The 21,326-nt window shown below is 65.3% G+C and carries 19 protein-coding genes; 16 read left to right on the top strand and 3 right to left on the bottom strand.

Going from position 1 to position 21,326, the window contains the following annotated elements; genetic code table 11:
* The first annotated feature begins 10 nt into the window (after window positions 1-10).
* Window positions 11-1,063, top strand: a complete 1,053-nt coding sequence (locus ACN0RJ_RS18370; protein ID WP_417725188.1) for a zinc-binding dehydrogenase — start codon at window positions 11-13, stop codon at window positions 1,061-1,063.
* Window positions 1,064-1,120: 57 nt separating this feature from the next.
* Here ACN0RJ_RS18370 and ACN0RJ_RS18365 read toward each other — a convergent pair whose 3' ends face one another.
* Together ACN0RJ_RS18365 and pcaF are read right to left on the bottom strand one after the other, a co-directional pair.
* On the bottom strand, window positions 1,121-2,119 hold the full coding sequence (locus ACN0RJ_RS18365; RefSeq protein ID WP_417725187.1) for an amidohydrolase family protein: 999 nt from the start codon (window positions 2,117-2,119) through the stop codon (window positions 1,121-1,123).
* 165 nt (window positions 2,120-2,284) lie between these two features.
* Complete coding sequence (gene pcaF / locus ACN0RJ_RS18360) at window positions 2,285-3,487, bottom strand: 3-oxoadipyl-CoA thiolase (protein WP_417725186.1); 1,203 nt, start codon at window positions 3,485-3,487, stop codon at window positions 2,285-2,287.
* Between the two features lie 208 nt (window positions 3,488-3,695).
* On the opposite strand from pcaF, the gene ACN0RJ_RS18355 reads away from it, so the two are divergent.
* The 15 genes from ACN0RJ_RS18355 to ACN0RJ_RS18285 all read left to right on the top strand — a co-directional run bounded on the left by ACN0RJ_RS18355 (window position 3,696) and on the right by ACN0RJ_RS18285 (window position 20,248).
* Window positions 3,696-4,961, top strand: a complete 1,266-nt coding sequence (locus tag ACN0RJ_RS18355) for a CaiB/BaiF CoA transferase family protein (protein WP_417725185.1) — start codon at window positions 3,696-3,698, stop codon at window positions 4,959-4,961.
* Window positions 4,962-4,971: 10 nt separating this feature from the next.
* Window positions 4,972-5,751 carry an enoyl-CoA hydratase-related protein gene (locus tag ACN0RJ_RS18350; protein ID WP_417725184.1) on the top strand — a complete coding sequence of 260 codons (780 nt, stop codon included), beginning with the start codon at window positions 4,972-4,974 and terminating at the stop codon, window positions 5,749-5,751.
* Between the two features lie 7 nt (window positions 5,752-5,758).
* A complete protein-coding gene (locus tag ACN0RJ_RS18345) occupies window positions 5,759-7,375 on the top strand; it encodes a class I adenylate-forming enzyme family protein (RefSeq protein WP_417725183.1) in 1,617 nt (538 codons plus the stop codon).
* A 4-nt stretch (window positions 7,376-7,379) separates the two neighbouring features.
* Complete coding sequence (locus ACN0RJ_RS18340; protein ID WP_417725182.1) at window positions 7,380-8,150, top strand: enoyl-CoA hydratase/isomerase family protein; 771 nt, start codon at window positions 7,380-7,382, stop codon at window positions 8,148-8,150.
* A gap of 8 nt (window positions 8,151-8,158) precedes the next feature.
* A complete protein-coding gene (locus ACN0RJ_RS18335) occupies window positions 8,159-8,863 on the top strand; it encodes an SDR family NAD(P)-dependent oxidoreductase (protein ID WP_417725181.1) in 705 nt (234 codons plus the stop codon).
* Entirely contained in the window at window positions 8,863-10,029 is a 1,167-nt protein-coding gene (locus ACN0RJ_RS18330; RefSeq protein WP_417725180.1) for an acyl-CoA dehydrogenase family protein, read from the top strand. The genes ACN0RJ_RS18335 and ACN0RJ_RS18330 overlap by 1 nt, the downstream gene beginning before the upstream one ends.
* Window positions 10,026-11,528 carry a 3-hydroxyacyl-CoA dehydrogenase NAD-binding domain-containing protein gene (locus ACN0RJ_RS18325; protein ID WP_417725179.1) on the top strand — a complete coding sequence of 501 codons (1,503 nt, stop codon included), beginning with the start codon at window positions 10,026-10,028 and terminating at the stop codon, window positions 11,526-11,528. The genes ACN0RJ_RS18330 and ACN0RJ_RS18325 overlap by 4 nt, the downstream gene beginning before the upstream one ends.
* Window positions 11,525-12,670, top strand: a complete 1,146-nt coding sequence (locus ACN0RJ_RS18320; protein WP_417725178.1) for a CaiB/BaiF CoA transferase family protein — start codon at window positions 11,525-11,527, stop codon at window positions 12,668-12,670. Before ACN0RJ_RS18325 ends, ACN0RJ_RS18320 begins: the two co-directional genes overlap by 4 nt.
* The gene (locus ACN0RJ_RS18315) at window positions 12,667-13,680 is read left to right on the top strand and encodes an NADPH:quinone oxidoreductase family protein (protein WP_417725177.1); all 1,014 of its coding nucleotides are present in this window, start codon (window positions 12,667-12,669) and stop codon (window positions 13,678-13,680) included. The genes ACN0RJ_RS18320 and ACN0RJ_RS18315 overlap by 4 nt, the downstream gene beginning before the upstream one ends.
* A complete protein-coding gene (locus tag ACN0RJ_RS18310; protein ID WP_417725176.1) occupies window positions 13,677-15,098 on the top strand; it encodes a 3-hydroxyacyl-CoA dehydrogenase NAD-binding domain-containing protein in 1,422 nt (473 codons plus the stop codon). The genes ACN0RJ_RS18315 and ACN0RJ_RS18310 overlap by 4 nt, the downstream gene beginning before the upstream one ends.
* 22 nt (window positions 15,099-15,120) lie before the next feature.
* Window positions 15,121-15,516 carry a cupin domain-containing protein gene (locus tag ACN0RJ_RS18305; RefSeq protein WP_417725175.1) on the top strand — a complete coding sequence of 132 codons (396 nt, stop codon included), beginning with the start codon at window positions 15,121-15,123 and terminating at the stop codon, window positions 15,514-15,516.
* A gap of 89 nt (window positions 15,517-15,605) precedes the next feature.
* The gene (locus ACN0RJ_RS18300; RefSeq protein WP_417725174.1) at window positions 15,606-16,148 is read left to right on the top strand and encodes a 2Fe-2S iron-sulfur cluster-binding protein; all 543 of its coding nucleotides are present in this window, start codon (window positions 15,606-15,608) and stop codon (window positions 16,146-16,148) included.
* Complete coding sequence (locus ACN0RJ_RS18295; RefSeq protein ID WP_417725173.1) at window positions 16,145-17,098, top strand: FAD binding domain-containing protein; 954 nt, start codon at window positions 16,145-16,147, stop codon at window positions 17,096-17,098. The genes ACN0RJ_RS18300 and ACN0RJ_RS18295 overlap by 4 nt, the downstream gene beginning before the upstream one ends.
* On the top strand, window positions 17,095-19,305 hold the full coding sequence (locus ACN0RJ_RS18290; RefSeq protein WP_417725172.1) for a molybdopterin cofactor-binding domain-containing protein: 2,211 nt from the start codon (window positions 17,095-17,097) through the stop codon (window positions 19,303-19,305). Before ACN0RJ_RS18295 ends, ACN0RJ_RS18290 begins: the two co-directional genes overlap by 4 nt.
* A gap of 148 nt (window positions 19,306-19,453) precedes the next feature.
* Window positions 19,454-20,248: a shikimate dehydrogenase family protein gene (locus tag ACN0RJ_RS18285; protein WP_417725171.1), complete on the top strand. Its 795-nt coding sequence runs from the start codon at window positions 19,454-19,456 to the stop codon at window positions 20,246-20,248.
* 56 nt (window positions 20,249-20,304) lie between these two features.
* Here the strand turns inward: ACN0RJ_RS18285 and ACN0RJ_RS18280 are convergent, their stop codons facing one another.
* Window positions 20,305-21,234, bottom strand: coding sequence for a DMT family transporter (locus tag ACN0RJ_RS18280; RefSeq protein WP_417725170.1), 930 nt, complete (start codon window positions 21,232-21,234; stop codon window positions 20,305-20,307).
* Window positions 21,235-21,326: the final 92 nt, after the last annotated feature.

Raw genomic sequence — 21,326 nt, 5'->3', positions numbered from 1 at the left:
GGACAGAACGATGAAAACCCTGATTTGCCACGGCCCCGGAAAGATCACCTGCGAGGATGTCCCCGACGCGACCATTGCCGACCAGACCGGCGCCGTCGTCAAGATTTCTCTCTGCGCGATCTGCGGCAGCGATCTGCACCCCTATCACGTCGACATGGGCCGGCCTGCCTTCTGCATCGGGCACGAAGCGGTCGGTGAAATTGCCGAGGTCGGCCGTGAAGTGCGCAATTTCAAGGTCGGTGACCGGGTGCTGATCCCGGCGGCGCAGGGCTGCGGCAAGTGCCGCAATTGCCTCGCCGGGCATGTGCAGCTCTGCTCCAACTCGGTCGAACTCCGGGCCCTCGGCCGCAATACGCCCGGCATCGCCGGGGCGCAGGCCGAAGGAATCGCGATCCCGATGGCCGATTTCAACCTGTACCACCTGCCCGAAGACATTTCGGAAGAGGTCGGACTCATGTTGACCGACACCCTCTCTACTGCCTGGATGGCCGCGCGGCGCACGCGCGTGGCGCCCGGCGACATCGTTGCCGTCATCGGCCTCGGAGCCGTCGGGCTCCAGGCCGTGATGAGTGCCCTCGCCATGGGGGCCAGCCGTGTTCTCGGAATCGATCTCCTCCCGGATCGCGTGGAACACGGCGTCAAACTGGGGGCCGAGGCCGTTGTCGGCCCCGACCCCGTGGAAGCCGTGCGCGAGATGACGAACGGCCATGGTGCCGATGTGGTCATCGACGCGAACGGCGGCCCCGTCACCACCAAGCTGGCCATTGCCATGGCCGCCAAGGGTGGGCGCATCGGAATCGTCGGCATCAGCGAACTGCCCGAAATTCCCTTCCCGATTCGCGACAGCATCCTGAAGAGTCTCGAAATCCATCCCGGCATCTGTTCGGCACAATACGAAATTCCGACGCTGATCAGCCAGGTGCGCAACGGTCGGATGAGCAGTACCGCGCTCGATGCCATGTTCACCCACACCATGGACCTGACGAAGGGCCCCGAGGCCTACGAATTCTTCGACAAGCGCCTGGACGGGGTGCTCAAGGTCGCGCTCGACCCGTCTCGATGAGATCAAGGCGCGGGCCTCGTGCCCGCGCCTTTCGAACTGTCCGGCCTCGGCCGCAGGTCAGACCGCGATACGATACACCCGCGCCGCGTTGTCATGATACAGCGCGGCCTTCTCGTCCTTGGTCATCGATACCGTGATATGCTTCAGGGCATTCCACAACGAGACGAAATCGCAGGAGCGCCGGTCTGCGGGGTAGTTGCTTTCCATCATGCAGCGGTCGACGCCGAAACTTTCGATCACCGCTTCGGTCCAGGGCCGCCATGCGGCGGCGAGCTCGAGATAAGTCGGCAGCCGGTCCTGCAGCTCGAAGCCGAAGCCGAAATAGGGCTGCCCCATGCCGCCGACCTTGCAGATCACGTTGGGCCGCTGCGCCAGATCGGCAATATAGCTGCGCCATTCGACGAAGGCATCGGCGCGCCGGGAGTCTGACATGCCCGTCCCCGCAACCTGCCCGATATGGTTGAGCACGATGGTCAGATCCGGGAAATCGTCGGCCAGCCGGATCACGTCCGGGATCTGGTGATGAAAGACCGCCATGTCGAAGACGAGACCACGCGCCGAAAGCTGACGGACACCGTCGCGGAATTTCGGATGGCTCATGATTCCCGCCTCGGGCGGATGGGGGACATAGCGCCAGACATCCGGGTCGGGATGTTCAAGGGTGCACTGTCGAAAGCCGCGCAGGCGGTCGGGGGCGGTTGCCAGCGCCCGGTCCAGCAGCTCGCCGACGGCATCGCCGAAGCGCAGATCCGCATAGCCGACGATGGCGGCGGCAATCCGGCATTTCCCGTACTTGCCGGCGGCACTGACGGCGGCAACGCCGTTCGCGAATTCGATCTCGCCGATGGGGCGCAGGACCTCGGGTCCGTCCCTGCGCATCATCGACATGCATTCGACATAGACCGAGGCCACGATATTGTGGCCGCGTTGCACATCCTCCACGTAATCGTCGAACATGTAGTAACTGTCGAGGCGGTCGCGCAGGTGATGATGTGCGTCGATGATCGGCAGATCCGGTTCGAGGATGGTACGGCGTGTCGTGGGATCGGTTTGCATGATGGTCTCCAGTCTCCGGAGCGTTTGCCCGGCATTAGTGTGACCGGAGGCAAGCTGCAAAAGCCGTGCCAGTACCCGGGTGCCCGCACCCGACTCTACCACGTACGAAAAAGCCCCCGGACGGGTCCGGGGGCTCTCAATCGCTAACGGGCTGTCCGGCGCAGGTCACACCGCTTCGAGAATGATTGCGGTGCCCTGCCCGACACCGACGCACATGGTGCACAGAGCATAGCGCCCCCCCGTACGCCGAAGCTGCTTGGCCGCTGTCAGGACGAGCCGCGCGCCGGACATCCCAAGCGGATGACCTAACGCGATGGCACCGCCGTTCGGGTTCACATGCGCGGCGTCATCGGGAACCCCGAGCGCCCGCAGCGTCGCCAGCGCCTGTGAGGCAAAGGCCTCGTTCAGTTCGATCACGTCCATGTCGCCGATCGACAGGCCGGTGCGTGCCAATACTTTTTGCGTGGCCGGTACCGGCCCCACGCCCATGACCCGCGGTTCCACCCCGGCAGAGGCCATGGCGACCACGCGCGCGATCGGGGTCAGACCCTGCGCGGCGGCCGAGGCCTCGTTGGCAAGGATCAGCGCCGCCGCACCGTCATTGACGCCCGAAGCATTCCCGGCCGTCACGCTCAGATCCGGCCCGTTGACCCCGCGCAGCCGGGACAGCGACTCCGCGGTGGTTCCCGGCCGGGGATGTTCGTCGGTGTCCATCAGGATGGGATCGGTCTTTTTCTGCGGGATCGACACCGGCACGATCTCGTCCTTGAGTATACCCTTCTCTTGCGCTTCGGCCCATCGGGCCTGTGACCGTGCCGCGAACATATCCTGATCTTCGCGGGAAATATTGTAGTCCCCGGCGACATTGTCCGCCGTTTGCGGCATGGAATCCGTGCCGTAACGCGCTTTCATCTTCGGGTTCTCGAAGCGCCAGCCGATGGTCGTGTCATAGACCGTGTTTGCCCGGCTGAAGGCCGAAGTGGCCTTGGGCATCACGAAGGGCGCACGGCTCATGCTTTCGACACCGCCGGCGATGACCATATCGTAGTCCCCGGCGCGTATGCCACGCGCCGCCATGCCCACCGCGTCCATCCCCGAGGCGCAGAGCCGGTTGACGGTCGTCCCCGGCACGCCGTGCGGAAGGCCCGCCAGAAGGGCGGCCATCCGCGCGACGTTCCGGTTGTCCTCGCCCGCCTGGTTGGCAGATCCGAAGATCACCTCGTCCAGCGCGGACCAGTCCGTGGACGGGTGTCGCGCCATCAACGCCGCGATCGGGAGGGCGGCCAGGTCGTCGGCCCGGATCGAGGACAGCATCCCCCCGTAGCGTCCAATCGGAGTGCGGACCCCGTCGCAGATGAATGCTTCCATTCTGTGCCTCTTGTGTCTTTTCGGTGGAAATTCGCGATCGCGATGCGGTCGCGTTTCGGTTGTGCCGTCGCCCGTGAAACGGGGCGCGCCCGCCCGTGCGGTCAGCAACTGCCGTGCCACGCCGCCGCAAATCCGGAACCGGGAGGACCAGGCAAAACTGGCACGGATATTGCGACTTCCTGCCGTGAACGAGAAAAAGAGCTGAGCGATGACAAACTGCACTCCCGATCCGTCGCGGTCCGACCTTCCCTATGCGGCGCTTCCGCATGTCGAAATGGGCGCCGGATTCCGAATGTTGTCCGGTGTCCGGATCGTCGACGTGACGACCTCCATCGCGGGGCCCTATGCCACCATGCTGCTGTCGGATTTCGGGGCCGAAGTCATCAAGGTCGAACGTCCCGAAGGCGACGATTCCCGCAAGTGGGGGCCGCCGTTCCTCGACGAGCAGGCGCTCTGGTTCAGCGCGGTCAACCGCAACAAGAAGAGCGTCGTCATCGATGCCGGGGACGACGAGGGCAAGGCGCGTCTCATCCGGTTGATCCGGACGGCGGATGTCTTCGTGACGAACCAGCCGCCAGATGTACAGCGCAAGCTGGGCCTCGATGCGGACTCGATCCGCAAAATCCGCGAAGACATCGTGTTCGTCTCGATCACCGGCTTCGGGCTGACCGGAGCGCGGGCGAACCTGACCTCGTACGACCTGATCGCCGAAGGGTATTCCGGCATCATGGACATCACCGGCGACGGTGACGGCGCCCCCCAGAAGATCGGCGCGCCTGCCGCCGACATGCTGGCCGGGCAGGACGCCGCGATGGCGACCCTGGCCGCGCTCATCGACCGGATGAAGGGTGGCGGGGGCAGTATCATCGACATCAGCCTCGCGGAGAGCATGACCCGCTTCTTGTCGTGCCGGATCTCTTCCTACCTCGGCTCCGGGGAAGTCCCCCGGCGCTCCGGCGGCACCGACAGCGTGATCGCCATCTATCAGCCCTTCGAGACCGCCGACCTGCCGATCAACCTCGGGCTCGGCTCGGACGGAATCTGGAAGAGGTTCTGGAAGACCCTGGGCGATCCCGAATACGGCGCGCGGGCGGAGTTCGCGACCAATTCCAGCCGCCGCGACCACCGGAATGCCATCGTCGCACGGATTCAGAAATTGCTGTTGGGCCGATCGCGGCAGGAATGGCTTGCCGCCTTTGCCGAAAACCGTATCCCCGCAGGCCCGATCAACCGGGTCGACGAAGTGACGGCGGACAGGGATTTTCACGCGCGCGGCCTGTTCTATGCGGTAACATCACCGTCGGGAAATGTCGTGCCGCAGGTGGGACTTGGCATACAGATCGACGGACGACCGAGCACACCGATCCGCGTGCCGCCCTATCTCGGGGAACACACGAGCGAAATCCTGGATTCGCTTCCGGATGAAGACACCGGGGCGGACGCTGCCCCGGGCAAGACCGAAAACTGGAAATGAAGGTACGAAGATGAACTTTTCCGAGATCCTCTACGAAGAAGACGGACCCGTCGGCACGATCACCCTGAACCGCCCCGACAACGGCAACATGTTCACCGAAACCATGTGCCACGAAATCCGGGACTGCATCGAGTCGATCCGCCGCGAAACCCGCACACGCGTCGTGGTCCTGACCGGCGCGGGCGACAAGTTCTTCTGCATCGGCGGACAGAAGGACGGTATGGAAAAGACCCTGCTCTATGCCGGCGTCCTTCCGACCCTCGAAATGTACGAGGCGATCGACAAGCTGCAAAAGCCCGTCATCGCCAGCGTGAACGGCTTTGCCGTCGGCGGGGGCAACGTGCTCCAGATGGTCTGCGACGTCACCATCGCCAAGGAAAGCGCGGTGTTCCGGCAGGTCGGCCCGATGATGGGCTCCTTCGACGCAGGCTACGGTACGTGGTATCTCGAAGATCTGGTCGGCAAGAAGCGCGCCAAGGACATGTGGTACGCCAATCCCAAGATCAAGGCTGCGGAAGCCAAGGAAATCGGCCTGATCAACCGCGTCGTTCCCGACGACCAACTGGCGGAAAAGACCCGCGAATACGCGCTCGAGATCGCAAGCCGGGGCGCGTTTGCGCTGGCCTCTATCAAGGGAGCCTTCAACGCACGGCACGGCGGCGTTGCCGGTCTGTCGCGTGTTACCCACGATCTGCTGCTGCGCCAATACCTCGACACCGAGGAACACAAGGAGCTGAACCAAAGCTTCAACGAGCGTCGCGAGGTCGATCCGACCAAATTCGGCAAGTGAGGTCCAGATGAAACCCTTTCTGACATTGCACGATCCGGGCGCGGCACGCGGCTATTACGACAGCGGCTGCTGGCAGAAGGACACGTTCTACACGCTTATGGCCCGGCATGCGGCGGCCAATCCCGACGCACCGGCCATTCAGGACGGTAGCGCGACCCTCGACTGGATGGCTCTTAAGGCCAGGGTCGATGCAATGGCAGACAACATGGCCGATATCGGCATTTCGGCCGGTGACCGGGTTTCAATCTGGATAGGCAACAGGGTCGAGGCGGTCATCGCCTTTCTCGCCTGCTCGCGCGAGGGCATCGCCTGCAACCCGTCGCTGCACAAGACCTACACTTGCGCCGAAATCATCGAGCTTCTCAACGAACTCGGCGCGAAGGCGTTGCTGACAGAGGACGGCTGGGGCGCGGACCGCGCGGATCACGACCTGATGGCGATGCTCAAGGACGTGCCGACCCTGAAAAAGGTCTATACGCCCGAAAATGCACCGTTCCATATAACCGGCAACGGCGGCGCGCCCTTCGCGAACCCCGACGCGGTAGTCTACCTCGCCTTCACCTCGGGGACCACGGGGCGGCCCAAGTGCGTCATGCATTCGTGCAACACGCTTCTCGCGAATGCCCGGGACCTTGCGCGCGACTGGGGTCTGTCGTCGCAATCGACCATCCTGTCGCTCAGCCCGCTGTCGCACCACGTCGCCTGGGTGGCCATTGCCCAGTGGCTGGTGTGCGGTGGGCGGATGGTCACCAACGATCCGCCCAAGGGGCTGACGTCGTTGGATTGGATCGTCGAGACCGGCGCGACCTATGTTCTGGGCGTTCCCACCCATGCCATGGATATTCTGGCGGAACAGAAGCGCCGCAGCATTCCGAAGATGGGGCAGGTCCAGACCTTCTACCTGGCCGGGGCGGCCATTCCCCAGATCGTCGCCAAGTCCTTCGTCGACCAGGGGATCATGCCGCAGAACGTCTACGGCATGACCGAATGTTCGTCCCACCAGTACACGCATCCCAGCGATGACGAGGAAACCTGGATTTCGACTTGCGGTCGCGGGGGGCCGGCCTACCAGATCAGGATCTGGGACCCGGAAAACCCCGACCGCGAGATGCCGCAGGGCGAATCCGGCGAAATCGGCGGTCGCGGGGCGGCGCTGATGCTGGGCTATTTCGCAAACCAGGCGGCTACGGAAAAGTCCTTCAACAAGCACGGCTACCTGTTGTCCGGCGACCTCGGTTCGCTCGATGCAAAGGGCAATTTGCGGGTCGAGGGGCGTATCAAGGACCTCATCATCCGGGGCGGACACAACATCTATCCCTCGCGGATCGAAGCGCTGGCGATGACCTGCCCCGGCGTCGAGAAGGTCGCGGCCTTCGGCATTCCCGACGACCGGCTGGGCGAAAAGGTCTGCCTCGCCGTCATCGGCGACATCAGTTCAGCCGAGATGCTGCAACACCTGAACTTCAAGGGGCTTTCCAAGTTCGACATGCCGGAATGGTACACCACCGTCGACAGCTTTCCGCTGACCGCCAGCGGCAAGATCCTGAAACGCGAACTGCAGGAGATGGTGAAGACCGGGCAACTGGACCCAGAACCCGTGCGGTTCGAACTGCAGAAGGTGTAAGCCGATGATGCCCCTTCTGACACGGGACGGCGCCTTTGCGACACTGACCCTCAACCGGCCCGAAGCGCTGAACGCCTTGTCCTTCGACATCATCCGCGAGATCGGCCGGTTGCTCGACGACGTGGCCGCGATGGAGGGCGTGCGCGCCCTTTTCATCACCGGCGCGGGCGACCGGGCCTTCTGCGCCGGCGCCGACATCAAGGAACTGCGCAATCGTACGCTGATGGCGCAGAAGCGCGGGTCCGAACTCGGGCAGGCGGTGATGGCCAAGCTGGATCATCTGCCGATCCCGTCGATCGCGCTGGTGAACGGCTATGCCTTCGGGGGCGGATGCGAGATCGCGTTGGCCTCGACCTTCCGGCTGGCGAGTGCGAACGCGATATTCGGTCTGCCCGAGATCAAGCTCGGGCTGACCCCCGGATATGGCGGTATCGCCCGACTTCCCCGGCTGGTCGGCGAGGCGCGGGCAATGGAGATCATCCTGACCGGCCGGAACGTTGACGCGGCCGAAGCCGAGCGCATCGGCATGATCAACGCCGTGGTCGAGGGCGACCTGCTCGAACAGGGCGTCGCCTTTGCCAGCCGCGTCACGCGGCACAGCCAGCCCGTGTTCGAACTGGTGCGCGATGCGATCCGGCGGACCGCGGGCGCGCCGCTCGAAGAGGCGTTGAGAATCGAGAATGACGCCTCGACCCTCGCCTACCGGCTGAACGACGCCGAAGAGGGCATGGCCGCCTTCGAAGAGAAAAGAAAAGCCGAATTCAAGGACGAATAGGACACTCCATGACCTCGAAGCGAATAGTCGTGACCGGCGCAAGCCAGGGGATCGGCGAAGCCATTGCGACGGATCTGGACCGGCGCGGATATGACGTGATCTGCGTGTCGCGCTCGGGCAGGGCGCCGGTCGGCACCGGCATGGCCTGCGACATGACGGACGAAGCCGCCGTGAAGGCACTGTTTGCTGCAATCGGCGAAACCGGCCCGATCACCGGCCTCGTGAACAATGCCGGCTATCACACGATCCAGCCCATCGCGACCACGAAGACCGACGAGTTCGAAGCCATGCTCCGCCTGAACGTGACCGGTGTGATGATCGCCGCGCGCGAGGCCTATCCGCTTCTGAAACCGGCGCAGGGCACGATCGTCAACATGGGGTCGTGGTTCGACAAGATGGGCGTGCGGGACAACATCGCCTATTGCGCCTCCAAGGCCGCGGTCGCCGCCATGTCGCGCTGCATGGCGGTGGAGTGGGCCCGCGACGGCATCAACGTGCTGAACATCGGTCCCGGCTACATCGAGACGGAGCTGAACCGCGACTACCTTGCCAAGGAAAAGGTCCAGGCCTTCCTGAAGCAGCGCATTCCGGTTCAGCGACCCGGAAATGTGGACGAAGTCGCGCGCCTCATCGGAGCAATCTTCGCCGAGAACATCAAGTTCCTGACCGGCGAAACCATCTATATCGACGGCGGACAGGGCATCGCACACTGATGAATATGTTGGAAAAAGTCGCCAAGGCGCGCGGGTGGAACGACGAGGAACGTCAGATCCTGGTCCAGGTGCAGCGCATGACGGACGAGGTCATCGCGCCGAATGCCGAACATACGGACGCCACCGGGGAATTTCCCTGGAAGAATGTCGAGGCGATCAATGCTCTGGGGCTCAATGCGATCTTCGTGCCCGAGCAATACGGCGGCATGCAGATGTCGTACAAGCTTTACCTCGAAATCGTGTCGATCATCTCCGAAGCCTGTGCCGCCACAGGCATCATCTATGCCACCAATTACCACGGCATGAAGCCGTTGATCGACTTCGGCAACGACGAACAGCGCGCCCGCCTGCTGCCCTGCATCGCCGAAGGTGGCCTCGGGGCGCTCGGCATCACCGAACCGACCGCGGGGTCGGATGCCACGGGCATGAAGACCTCCTTCACGCCGGATGGCGATGACATCGTCATCAAGGGCAGCAAGATCTTCATCACCAACGGCGATGTCGCCGACCGCATCCTGCTGTTCGGCAAGTGGAGCAAGATCGAAGACCCGCGCAAGGCGATCTCGGTTCTGATCCTCGAAAAGGGTGCCGAGGGGTTCAGCGTCATCGGCAAGGAAAAGAAGATGGGCCACAACGGCTCGTCCACATGTGCGCTGTCCTTCGACAATGTCCGGGTGCCGCGTGCCAACCTGATCGGAGAGCCCGGTGAAGGCCTGCGTATCCTCTTGGCATCCCTCAACAAATCTCGCCCGTCCATTGCTGCCCACGCGCGCGGCATCGCTCGCGCGGCCTTCAGGGACATGGTCGCCTACGGCAACGATCGCAAGCAGGGCGGCAAGACCGTCCTCGAATTCCAGGGCAACCAGTTCACCCTGGCCGATCTGGCAAGCGAATTGCTCATGGTCGAACGCTGGATCGACTATGTCGCCGACATGGTCGATGGCGGCGAAACGGATTTCGGAATGGAGGCCTCGGTCGCCAAGCTGAGGGCAACGGATCTGGCGATGAACATGGCCATCGAATGCGTGCAGTTCCACGGCGGCTACGGCTACTGCCGGGACTACCGCGCCGAGCGCCTGATGCGCGATGCCAAGATCACGCAGATCTGGGAGGGCACCAACCAGGTGCACAGACAACTCATCGGACGGAGCTTCAGAACAAAATGACATCTCTCAGGAAAGTCGCGATCTGCGGCGCAGGCGGTACGATGGGAGCCGGGATCGCGCTGGTCGCAGCGCGCGCGGGCTTCGACACGATCTGCTTCGACATGTCCGCCGACGGGCTCGCCCGCCAGACCAAGGCGGCGCAAGGCTTTTTCGGCAAATCGGTGGACCGTGGCAGGATGAGCGCCGAAGACCGCGACGCGGCGCTGGCCCGGATGACCAACAGCACCGATCTGGCCGATCTGGCCGATTGCGACCTGGTGATCGAGGCGATCTTCGAGAACCTCGAGGTCAAGCAGGACCTTTTCACCAAGCTGAACGGCATCTGCAAGCCCGAGACGATCTTTGCCTCCAACACCTCGACGCTGTCGATAACCCAGATCGCGGGCGGCTGCGGGCGCGAGGACAAGGTGGTGGGGATGCACTTCTGCCTGCCCGCGCAGTTGATGAAGCTGATCGAGATGTCGCGAGGCATCAACACCTCGGACGCGACCTTCCGGGCAGCGTGGGAGTGGACCGAGGCCGCCGGGCAGGTGCCGGTCGAAACCCAGGACAAACCGGGGTTCATCCTCAACGCCCTGCTCGTGCCGTTCAACAACGATGTCATCCGTGCCATCGAGGCCGGGCTTGCCACGCCGGAGGACATCGACCTCGCGATGAAATCCGGTCTCGGATACAAGATGGGGCCCTGCACCCTGCTCGACCTGATCGGGCTGGATACGCAGGTGCGCCTCGGCGAAGCCTTCTATCCCATCACGCTGGATGCGCGCGCCTCGGTGCCGCCCTTGCTGCGGCGCATGGTGGCCGCCGGAAAGCTCGGCAACAAGTCCGGCCAGGGCTTTCTGACCGGGGCCGCTACGGAGAAGGCGACAACGGCACCGTCACACACCATCTACCGGTCCGGCGAAAGCCGATCCTTTCCCGATGCCGACCACGCACTGATGAGCGATGCAATGGACGGCGAGATCAGCATCCACCTTGGCGGAGGATATGCGCCGGATGCGTCGAAACGCGCGGTTCTGGTCGAACTCGATACCGAATGCCTCGGCGTGCACACCGGCGAGGACAGTGGCCGCGAAGGGTCGAACACGGTCGGCTTCGCGCGCTACCGCAACGGCAACGATGCGCCGTCCGATCTGGTCGAACTGGTGCGCCAGCCGGGCACTTCGACCGAGGCCCTCGCGGCGTCGCGGGCGGTGTTCGAGGCGGCGGGCTGCGACGTGGTGATCTGCAAGGATCTGCCGGGCCGCATCGTCGACCGCCTCGTGCGCCCGAAATACAATGACGCGCTGCGGTTTCTGGACGAAGGCCTCGCCAGCGCGACGGACATGGACAAGACATGTTGCATGGGTCTCGGTTATCCCGATGGCCCGATCGAGCGCGTGACCCGCGGCGGCCTTGCCCGGCACTTCGACGTGACGACGGCCATTCAGGCGATGACCGGGCTGGCCGGCTATGCGCCTGCCCGCGCGGCGGTGGTCGCGCGGAGCCGCTCGGCATGACAGGCGCGGGAGCCTTGGCGGGTATTCGGGTGCTGGATTTCTCGACATTGCTCCCGGGTCCGATGGCGAGCCTGTTCCTCGCCGAGGCCGGTGCAGAGGTCATCAAGGTCGAACGCCCCGGCCGCGGCGACGAGATGCGCAGCTACGACCCCAAGGCCGGCGAGGACAGCGGCAATTTTCACCTGCTGAACCGAGGCAAGAAGAGCGTTGCGCTGAACCTCAAGGACCCTGAAGATCTGGCGCGGCTGCGCCCGTTGCTGGAATCCGCGGACATCCTGATCGAACAATACCGGCCCGGCGTGATGGCGCGGCTCGGGCTGTCCTACGAGGATGTGAGCGCGGTGAATCGCGGGATCATCTACTGCTCGATCACCGGCTACGGCCAGACCGGTCCGCGCAGCCTCCGCGCCGGGCACGATCTGAACTATCAGGCCGAGACCGGGATGCTCGCGCTCGGCATGGGCCCGCCCGGGGCGCCGTCGCTGCCGCCAGCGCTGGTTGCGGATGTGGCCGGGGGCACCTATCCCGCGCTGCTGAACATCCTGCTGGCACTGCGCCGCCGCGACGCCACCGGCGCCGGTGCCTGTCTAGACATCGCCATGGCCGACAACCTTTTCCCGTTCCTGTACTGGGCGCAGGCAGACGGTCAGTTGACCGGCCGGTTCCCCGGGAACGGAGACAGCCTCGTGACCGGCGGCAGTTGCCGCTATCGGCTCTATCCGTCTTCGGACGGGGTGATGATCGCGGTTGCCGCGCTCGAACAGGTGTTCTGGGACCGCTTCTGCGACGCGATCGGGTTGCAGCCCGACCTGCGCGACGATGCCGTGACGCCGGAGGCAACCGGCCTTCGCGTGGCCGATATCCTGGGGACAAAGCCTTCCTGCCATTGGGAAGAAACCTTCGAGGCCGCCGATTGCTGCTGTTCGCTCGTCCGAACCCTGCCCGATGCCATGAAGGATGCGCACTTCCGGGCGCGCGGCGTGTTCGGCGCGCCGGACGCGTCGGCCCTGTCTCCGCTGCCGACTCCGCTCTGCCCGGCCCTGCGCGCGGAAAACAGCCGCGCCGCCGCACCGAAACTGGGCGAGGACACCGGGGCGCTCGCCCCGCGCGGTGTCACGTTGAAAGAGGATACCACCGGATGAAAGCCGTCATCGTCGATGCCTTTACCCCGTTCGATCAAGCGCGCTATGGGGATCTTCCCGATCCGGCACCGGGCTCCGAGGATGTCGTGATCGACGTTGCCGCCAGCGACGTCAACTTCCCGGACATCCTCTACATCGAGGGCAAGTACCAGAAGCTGCCGCCCTTCCCCTTCTCGCCGGGACTTGCCGCGGCAGGTCGGATCTCGGCGCTCGGCACGGATGTCCGGGGGCTGGAACCGGGGCAGCGCGTCCTGGCCCTGCCCTACCACGGCAGCTACGCCGAGAAGCTGGTGACGCCCGCCGCGTTCTGCTTTCCCCTGCCCGACCACATGCCGCTGGCTACCGCTGCGGCCTTCGGGCTGGTCTACCAGACCGCCTATTTCGCCCTGACCGCCCGTGCCGGGATGCAACGCGGCGATACCGTGCTGGTGCTGGGGCCCTCGGGCGGCATCGGCATGGCGTCGATCCAGCTTGCCCGGGCGCTTGGCGCGGGCAAGGTGATTGCGGCCACACGGCGCCCGGAAGAGGCGGTCAGGGCCGCAGATCTCGGCGCGGACATGGTTGTGGACATCAACATCGAGAACCTGCGGGACGGGCTGCGCGATGCCGTTCTGGACGCGACGGGCGGCCACGGCGCGGACGTGGTGATCGACCCTGTCGGAGGCGACGTCAACGCCGCCGCCCTTCGGGCGATGGCCTGGTCCGGACGCATGGTAATCGTCGGTTTCGCTTCGGGAAACATTCCAAAATTCGCTGCCAACTACCTTCTGGTAAAGAACATCTCCATCAGCGGAATACAGTGGACGGACTATCGCGCCCGTCGGCTCGACGACGTTCGCAAGGCCCAGGCGCATATCAACGAGCTATGGAGCGAGGGCAAACTGGACCCGGGGATCGCACAGGTTCTGCCGCTCGCCGGATTTGCAGATGCCCTACGACAACTCAGCACGGCAAGGGTCAAGGGAAAGATCATCCTCACGACCGAAACGACAGAAGAACAGGCCCCATGACCGCATTGGAAACCACCAGCATCATCGGCGTCATCGGCGCCGGAACCATGGGCGCCGGCATTGCCCAGGTCGCCGCCGCAGCCGGCCATCCGGTGATCCTCTACGACGCCTTTGACGGCGCCGCCGCCACCGGCAAGGCACGCCTCGCGGAGGGTCTGGAAAAACTCGTCGCACGGGGCAGAATGTCCGCCACCGACAAGGCCGCACTGCTCGATCGGATCGAGATCGCCGACAGCCTCGACGCCTTTTCCGGGGCCGCCCTGGTGATCGAGGCCGTCGTCGAACGGCTCGACGTCAAGCGCGAACTTTTCGCGGGACTGGAAGCGGTGATCGCCGCGGATGCGATCCTTGCCACCAACACGTCCTCGATCTCGGTCACCTCCATCGCGCGGGATGCCAGGCACCCCGAGCGGGTCGTGGGGATGCATTTCTTCAACCCCGCGCCGATCATGAAACTGGTCGAGGTGGTTTCCGGCGTCGCGACCTCGGCCGAGGTCGCCCGGACGATCCTTGATACGGCGCAGAGCTGGGGCAAGGTTCCCGTCCCTGCGAAATCCACGCCGGGATTCATCGTCAACCGGGTCGCACGGCCCTACTACGCCGAGGCCCTGCGCCTTTGCGAAGAACAACTGGCCGACCCCGCGACGCTGGATGCCCTGATGACAGAGGGCGCCGGATTCCGCATGGGACCGTTCGACCTGATGGACCTGATCGGGCATGACGTGAACTACGCGGTCAGCCAGTCGGTGTTCGACGCGTTCTATCAGGACCCGCGGTTCCGTCCGTCCATCGCGCAGCTCGAACTGGTCAATGCCGGGCGGCTCGGGCGCAAATCCGGGCATGGGTTCTATGATCATGCTTCCGGCGCCACCAGGCCGGAGCCGTCGACCGAAGCCGTTCCAGGTGCCGCGCCCTTCGACCTGCAACCGGGCATCGGCACCCGCGTCGACGGTGTCGACGTGGTGCTGACCGACGGGCGGCGGGCCAACGATCTGGCAAGGCTCTCCGGGGCGCCGGTTATTGTCTACGACCTCGGTGCGGCGACCGGCGCCACGCGCCGCCTTGCCTTCGCCGCCTCGCGCGAGGTGCCTGAGGCGGTCCTCGCGCGCTTTGTCGCCACGCTCGACGCTCAGGGTATCGCGGCCACCCGGCTTCGCGATTGGCCGGGACTGGTCGCCATGCGCACCGTTGCCATGCTCGCCAACGAGGGCTTCGAGGCAGTTCTGCAGGGCGTGGCCGACGAGGCGGGCGTGGATGCCGCCATGCGCTACGGCGTCAACTATCCCGAAGGGCCGATGGCCTGGGCGCGCAGGATCGGGCTGGCACGCATCGTTTCGGTGCTCGACGCCCTGCACGGGCTGACCGGTGATCCGCGCTACCGTGCCTCGATGGGCCTGCGCCTTGCACTCGACGACTGACGTTCAGCAACAGGAGACGATCATGAAGATCACACGCGTTGGCACGACCCCCTCCGGCATCGGCTCCGAGGCCAACTTCACCGGCACGGTGCGGCAGGACAAGCTTTTCGCCGCCGAAGCTCCGGGTCGCGTGGGCGGCGGGGCCAACACCTTCGAGCCCGGCGCACGGACGCGCTGGCACACCCATCCGGCGGGCCAGATCCTGATCATCACCGCGGGGCGGGGATGCGTGCAGACCTGGGGTGAACCCATCCGCGAGGTGTTCCCCGGCGATGTCGTCTGGATTCCCGAAGGGGAAAAGCACTGGCACGGTGCCGGCCCGACCACGGCGATGGTGCACATCTCGGTCACTGAATCTCTCGACGGGAGCGCGGTCACCTGGCTCGAGCCGGTCACGGACGAGCAATACCTGGGCTAGGCGCCCACTGCGCCCGCCCACCCGATCTCCGGCCGCAGCCCTCTGCGGTTGGAGGCCTGCAAGGCAGCAACCGCGAGGACGCCCCCGCCATGACCGACCCCCGCCACCCCCTCGATCCCGTCCTGATGCGCGTCTCGCTCGAAGTGAACGGCGACCTGCATGTCCTCGAGGTGGACACCCGTGTCACCCTGCTGGACGCGCTGCGCGAAACACTCCACCTGACCGGTACCAAGAAGGGCTGCGACCACGGCCAGTGCGGTGCCTGCACCGTGCTCGTGAACGGCGTGCGCATCAACAGTTGCCTCAGCCTGGCCGTCATGCATGAAGGCGATACCGTCACCACCATCGAGGGGCTCGGCTCGCCCGGGGCGCTGCACCCGATGCAGGCCGCGTTCCTGCATCGCGACGGCTTCCAGTGCGGCTATTGCACACCAGGCCAGATCTGCTCGGCCATCGCGGTACTGGACGAGATCCGCGCCGGCGTTCCCAGTCATGCAAGCGGCGATCTGACCGGTGCCTTCACCCCCGATACGGCCGAGATCAAGGAGCGCATGAGCGGCAATATCTGCCGCTGCGGCGCCTATTCCAACATCGCAGATGCCATCGCGGACGTCCTGGAGGCAAAGGCATGATTCCATTCACCTACGAAAGGGTCACGACCGCGGCCGAGGCCGTGCATGCGCTGGCCGCCACGCCCGGCGCCCAGCTTATCGCCGGAGGCACGAACCTGCTCGACCTGATGAAGGCCGGCATCGAGCAGCCCCGCCACCTGGTCGACATCAACGAGCTGGACCTCGCCTCCGTCGAGGCGACGGAGGACGACGGCCTGCGCATCGGAGCACTGGTGTCCAACACCGCGCTGGCCGCCGATCCGCGCATCCGTCGCGACTACGGCGTTCTGGCGCGGGCCATCGTCGCCGGGGCGTCGGGCCAATTGCGCAACAAGGCGAGCGTCGGCGGAAATCTCATGCAAAGGGTTCGTTGCCCGTATTTCTACGACACCAACCTGCCCTGCAACAAGCGCGCGCCGGGGTCGGGTTGCCCGGCCATCGACGGGCTTAGCCGGTCGCTCGGCCTGGTCGGCGTGAGCGAGAACTGCATCGCCACCAATCCCGGAGACATGGCCGTCGCCCTGCGGGTACTGGATGCCACGGTCGAAACCATCGACGCATCGGGCCAGCTCCGTGCAATCCCCATTGCGGAGTTCCACAGGCTTCCGGGCGATGCGCCGCAGGCCGAGACGGTGCTGGAGCCGGGCGGGCTGATCACTGCGGTGACACTTCCGCCGCCGGTCGGAGGCAGGCAGGCCTATCACAAGGTGCGCGACCGGGCCTCCTATGCCTTTGCCGTCGTGTCGGTCGCCACCATCCTGAACTCCGATGGCTCCGGGCGGGTGGCGTTGGGTGGCGTGGCGCCGAGGCCGTGGCGGTCTGCCGAAGCAGATGCGGCCCTCCCCGAGGGGGCCGCCGCCGCCTGCCGCGCGCTGTTCCGCGGGGCCACGCCGACAAGGCACAACGCGTTCAAAATAACGCTTGCGGAGCGCACCCTGGGCGCTGCCATTTCCGACGCGAGGCTGTCATGAAATTCGATGCTCCTGCCGGACCCAATCCCGTCGACCGGATGAAGGTCGTGGGCCAGCCGTTGGACCGGGTCGACGGCCCGCTCAAGGTGACCGGACGCGCGACTTATTCCCACGAACAGCGCGCCGGTATCGACCGGCCCGCCTATGGCTTTGTGCTCGGGGCCGGGATCGGCTACGGGCGGATCGCGGCGATGGACCTTGCCGCGGCACGCGCCGCGCCGGGTGTGCTGACGATCGTGACCGCCGACAGCATCGGCGGGCCGACCGTGGCCGGGGACTTCCTCATCGACCGCTTCCTGGTGGGGCCGCAAATCGACCACTATCACCAGGCCATCGCGGTCGTTGTGGCGGAGACCTTCGAACAGGCACGCGCGGCGACCGCACTGATCGACGTGACTTACGAGGCCGGCGACGGCAGTTTCGACATCAAGGCCCTGAGCGACACCGCGCCGCCCTGCCCGCCCCGGCCCTTCACACCGCCGTCGCACATAGAAGTCGGGGATTTCGATGCTGCGATGACCGAGGCCGAGGTCACGCTGGATGAAACCTATACCACGCCCGACCAGACCCACGCGATGATGGAGCCCTTTGCCACCATCGCGCAATGGGACGGCGACAGGCTGACCTGTTGGTGCCAGGTACAGCAACTCAACTGGGGCCTGCGTGATCTGGCCAAGATCCTCGGGATCGACAAAGCAAATATCCGGCTGCATTCGCCGTTCATCGGGGGCAGCTTCGGCGCCAAGGGCACGGTTCTGGCGGATTGCGTTCTGGCATCCCTCGCCGCACGGCAGTCGGGCCGCGCGGTCAAGCTGGCGCTGCACCGCGCGTTGATCTTCAACAACACCAACCACCGGCCCGCGACCGTCCAGCGCATCCGGCTCGGTGCCACGAAGGACGGAAGGCTGACCGCCATCGGCCATGACAGCTGCTGCGGCAACCTGCCGGGCGGGCGCCCAGAATCCGCCATCGGCTCCACCCGGCTGCTCTACGGCAGCGACACGAGGCGGCTGACGCTGCGGCTGGCACGGCTCGACCTGGCCGAGGCCGCGGCCTTTCGCGCGCCGGGCGAGGCGACGGGGATGATGGCGCTGGAGATCGCGATGGATGAAATGGCCGAGAAGCTGGGCCTCGATCCGGTCGAGTTCCGCATCCGCAACGACATCACCTCCGATCCGGAAAACCAGAACCGCAAATTTTCCAGCCGCAATCTTGTCGGTTGCCTGCTCAAGGGGGCCGAGCACTTCGGCTGGGCCGACCGTCCCGCCCGCCCGGCAACACGGCGCGACGGCCATTGGCTGACCGGATACGGCACGGCCGCCGCCATCCGCGGCGCGCCGATCCTGAAATCCGCCGCGCGTGTCCGTCTGACTGCCGATGGCCGGATCACGGTCGAGACCGACATGACCGACGTCGGCACGGGCAGCTACACCATCGTGGGCCAGACCGCCGCCGAGATGATGGGTCTCGGGATCGGGGACGTGACCGTGCGGCTCGGCGATTCCAGCTTTCCGGAATCTCCCGGCACCGGGGGACAGTGGGGAGCGCCCTCGGTCACTTCGGGGGTTTACGCCGCCTGCGTGAAACTTCGCGACGCCGTGGCGCAGAGGCTGGGCATCAACTCGCCCGATGTGACCTTCGAGGACGGCCACGTGATCGGCGCGGGCCGCCGGGTGCCGATCGCCGAAGCCGCGCAGGATGGCGATTTGGTGTGCGAGGACGAGATCTTCTTCGGGGAATTCACCCAACGCTATGCACACCAGACGTTCGGCGCGCATTTCGTCGAGCTGGGCGTGCATGCCGCAACAGGCGAAGTGCGCCTGCGCCGGATGCTGGCCGTCTGTGATGCGGGAAGGATCTTCAATCCGAAAGCCGCGCGCAGCCAGGTCATCGGTGCGCAGGTCATGGGGGCGGGGGCCGCGCTGATGGAGGATCTGTCCGTGGATACCACACACGGGCTTTTCCTCAATCACGACCTTGGCAGCTACGAAGTCCCGGTCCACGCCGACATCGCCGCGCAGGAGGTCATCTTTCTCGAAGAACCGGACCCCCGCCATTCTCCGATGAAGGGCAAGGGCGTGGGCGAACTGGGCATGGTCGGAGTCGCCGCGGCGGTGGCCAACGCGATCTACAACGCGACCGGTGTGCGGGTGCGCGACTACCCGATCACCGTGGACAAATACATCGACCGGATGCCGCAGGTCTGAGGCGTCGCGGCCGACGACAGTGTCCTTCCAACAGCCATCGTCCAAGCCGCGTGTCCGGCTGGCAGGAAAATTGCGGGGCGGTCTTCAAGAACCCACCGCTGGCGGTGCAGGCAGCGTCGCCCGGACAGACAAAACGGAGCAAGATCACATGTACGACCTACTCAACGGCAAGACCCGGCTGTTTCCGATCATCGGCGACCCGATCATTTATGTCCGGTCCTGCGAAAAGCTGACCGAGAAGCTCATGGGGCGGGGTCACAACGGCATCTGCATTCCGATGGAGGTGCCGGAGGGCGCATTGGAACCCGTCATGGCCGGGCTGACCGCCGCACGCAACGTCGACGGCATCCTCGTGACCATGCCGCACAAGTTCAACGCCTTTTCCTACTGCTCAACCGGCTCGACCGTTTCGACCCTGCTCGACGTGGTCAGCGTCATGCGGCGCAACACCGACGGCACCTGGCATGGCGACATGCTGGACGGGGATGCCTTCGTCAGTGCGCAGAAGACCTTCGGCGCGCAGCCCGAGGGCGCCAAGGTGCTGCTGCTCGGGGCCGGCGGGGCCGGAAGCGCGATCGCGATTTCCCTGCTCGAAGCCGGAGTCCGCGAGTTGATCATCCATGATACCAATGAAGCGCGCGTGGCTGAACTGATCGGGATTCTCGGCGATCTCGGGGCGGGACGCGCCAAGTACGGACCCGCCGATCCGACCGGCTGCGACATGGTCTGCAACGCCACCCCGATGGGCATGGCCGAGGGAGATCCGCTGCCGCTCGATCCCGCGCTTCTCGACGGGTCGATGTTCGTCGGGGACGTGATCGCCGGGCACGGCCTGACACCCTTCCTGAAGGCCGCGCAGGACGCGGGCTGCAAGACCGCGGACGGCGACGAGATGGTGGTGGCCGTCATGGAAATCATGAGCGATTTCATGATGAACAAGTAACCGCCGGAACACGGCCGGAACGGCGTCGGACGTGACCGTCCGGCGCCGTTTCAGTTTCAGACCACCTCTTCCGGTTTCGGTGCGCTCCTTGCGGCCTTGTGTTCGCGATGCAGGGTGTAGAGACCCGAGGCGATGATGATCGAGGTGCCGACAAGCGTCCAGTGATCGGGAAACTGCGCAAACAGCATCCAGCCCCAGATCGTGCCCCAGACGATCAGCGTGTATTGCACCGGGGCAAGCACCACCGCATGTGCCCGCTCGAGCGCCCGAATGATAAGCACTTCGCCCATTCCTGCCGAGGCCGCGACGCAGAGCAACGCCCCGCACTGGCCAAGGGTCGTGGGCGTCGACCAGACGAGGATGGCGGGCACCGACAGCAGCGAGATCGCCGTCAGCGACGAATAGAGTATTGTGGTCGAGGTCATGTCGACCGGTCCGACCATGCGCGACAGGATCTGCCGCGCGGAGAACAATGCGGCCGAGGCGAGCACGAGGAACATCGCCGGATGAAAGCTGGCGTATCCGGGCCTCACGACGATCAGCATCCCGACGAACCCGATGACCACGGCGATCCAGCGGCGCGCACCGACGGGTTCCTTGAGGATCAGCGCGCCGAAGATGGTCACCACAAATGGCGCGACAAAGGCGATGGCGATGGCCTCGGCCAGCGGTACATAGGATACGGCGAAGATGAACATCGAGGAGGACAGCGCCGCCACCGTTCCCCGCGCAAGCTGCAGCTTGGGGCGTCGGGTGCGAAAGATCGCCGGCCCTCGCCGTGCCAGGAGCCAGAGGCCGACCGACAGGAGCCCGAGCTGACGGGTCCACGCGACCTGCAACGGATGAAAATCGCCGGTCATGAGCTTCGACGCCGCATCGGATATCGAGAACAGCAGGAACCCCAGGGCCATCATGCCGATGGCGATCATCGGATTGGCCGGAAGGCTTGCCGGTCCCGTTGTCGTGGTGAAATCCCGCGCGTGCATCGGCCAGGCTCCCTTGCATGACGTCACCCGCCGAATTGCCCGGCGGGTGACCGATTCTCCCAATCCGCGCCCCGGTGCCGGGGCGCGGGGTG

This window comes from Salipiger sp. (assembly GCF_048261495.1).
In the GTDB taxonomy this organism is placed as follows: domain Bacteria; phylum Pseudomonadota; class Alphaproteobacteria; order Rhodobacterales; family Rhodobacteraceae; genus Salipiger.
Note: the sequence above shows the minus strand (reverse complement) of the source record. Positions and strands in the feature narration are given on the sequence as shown.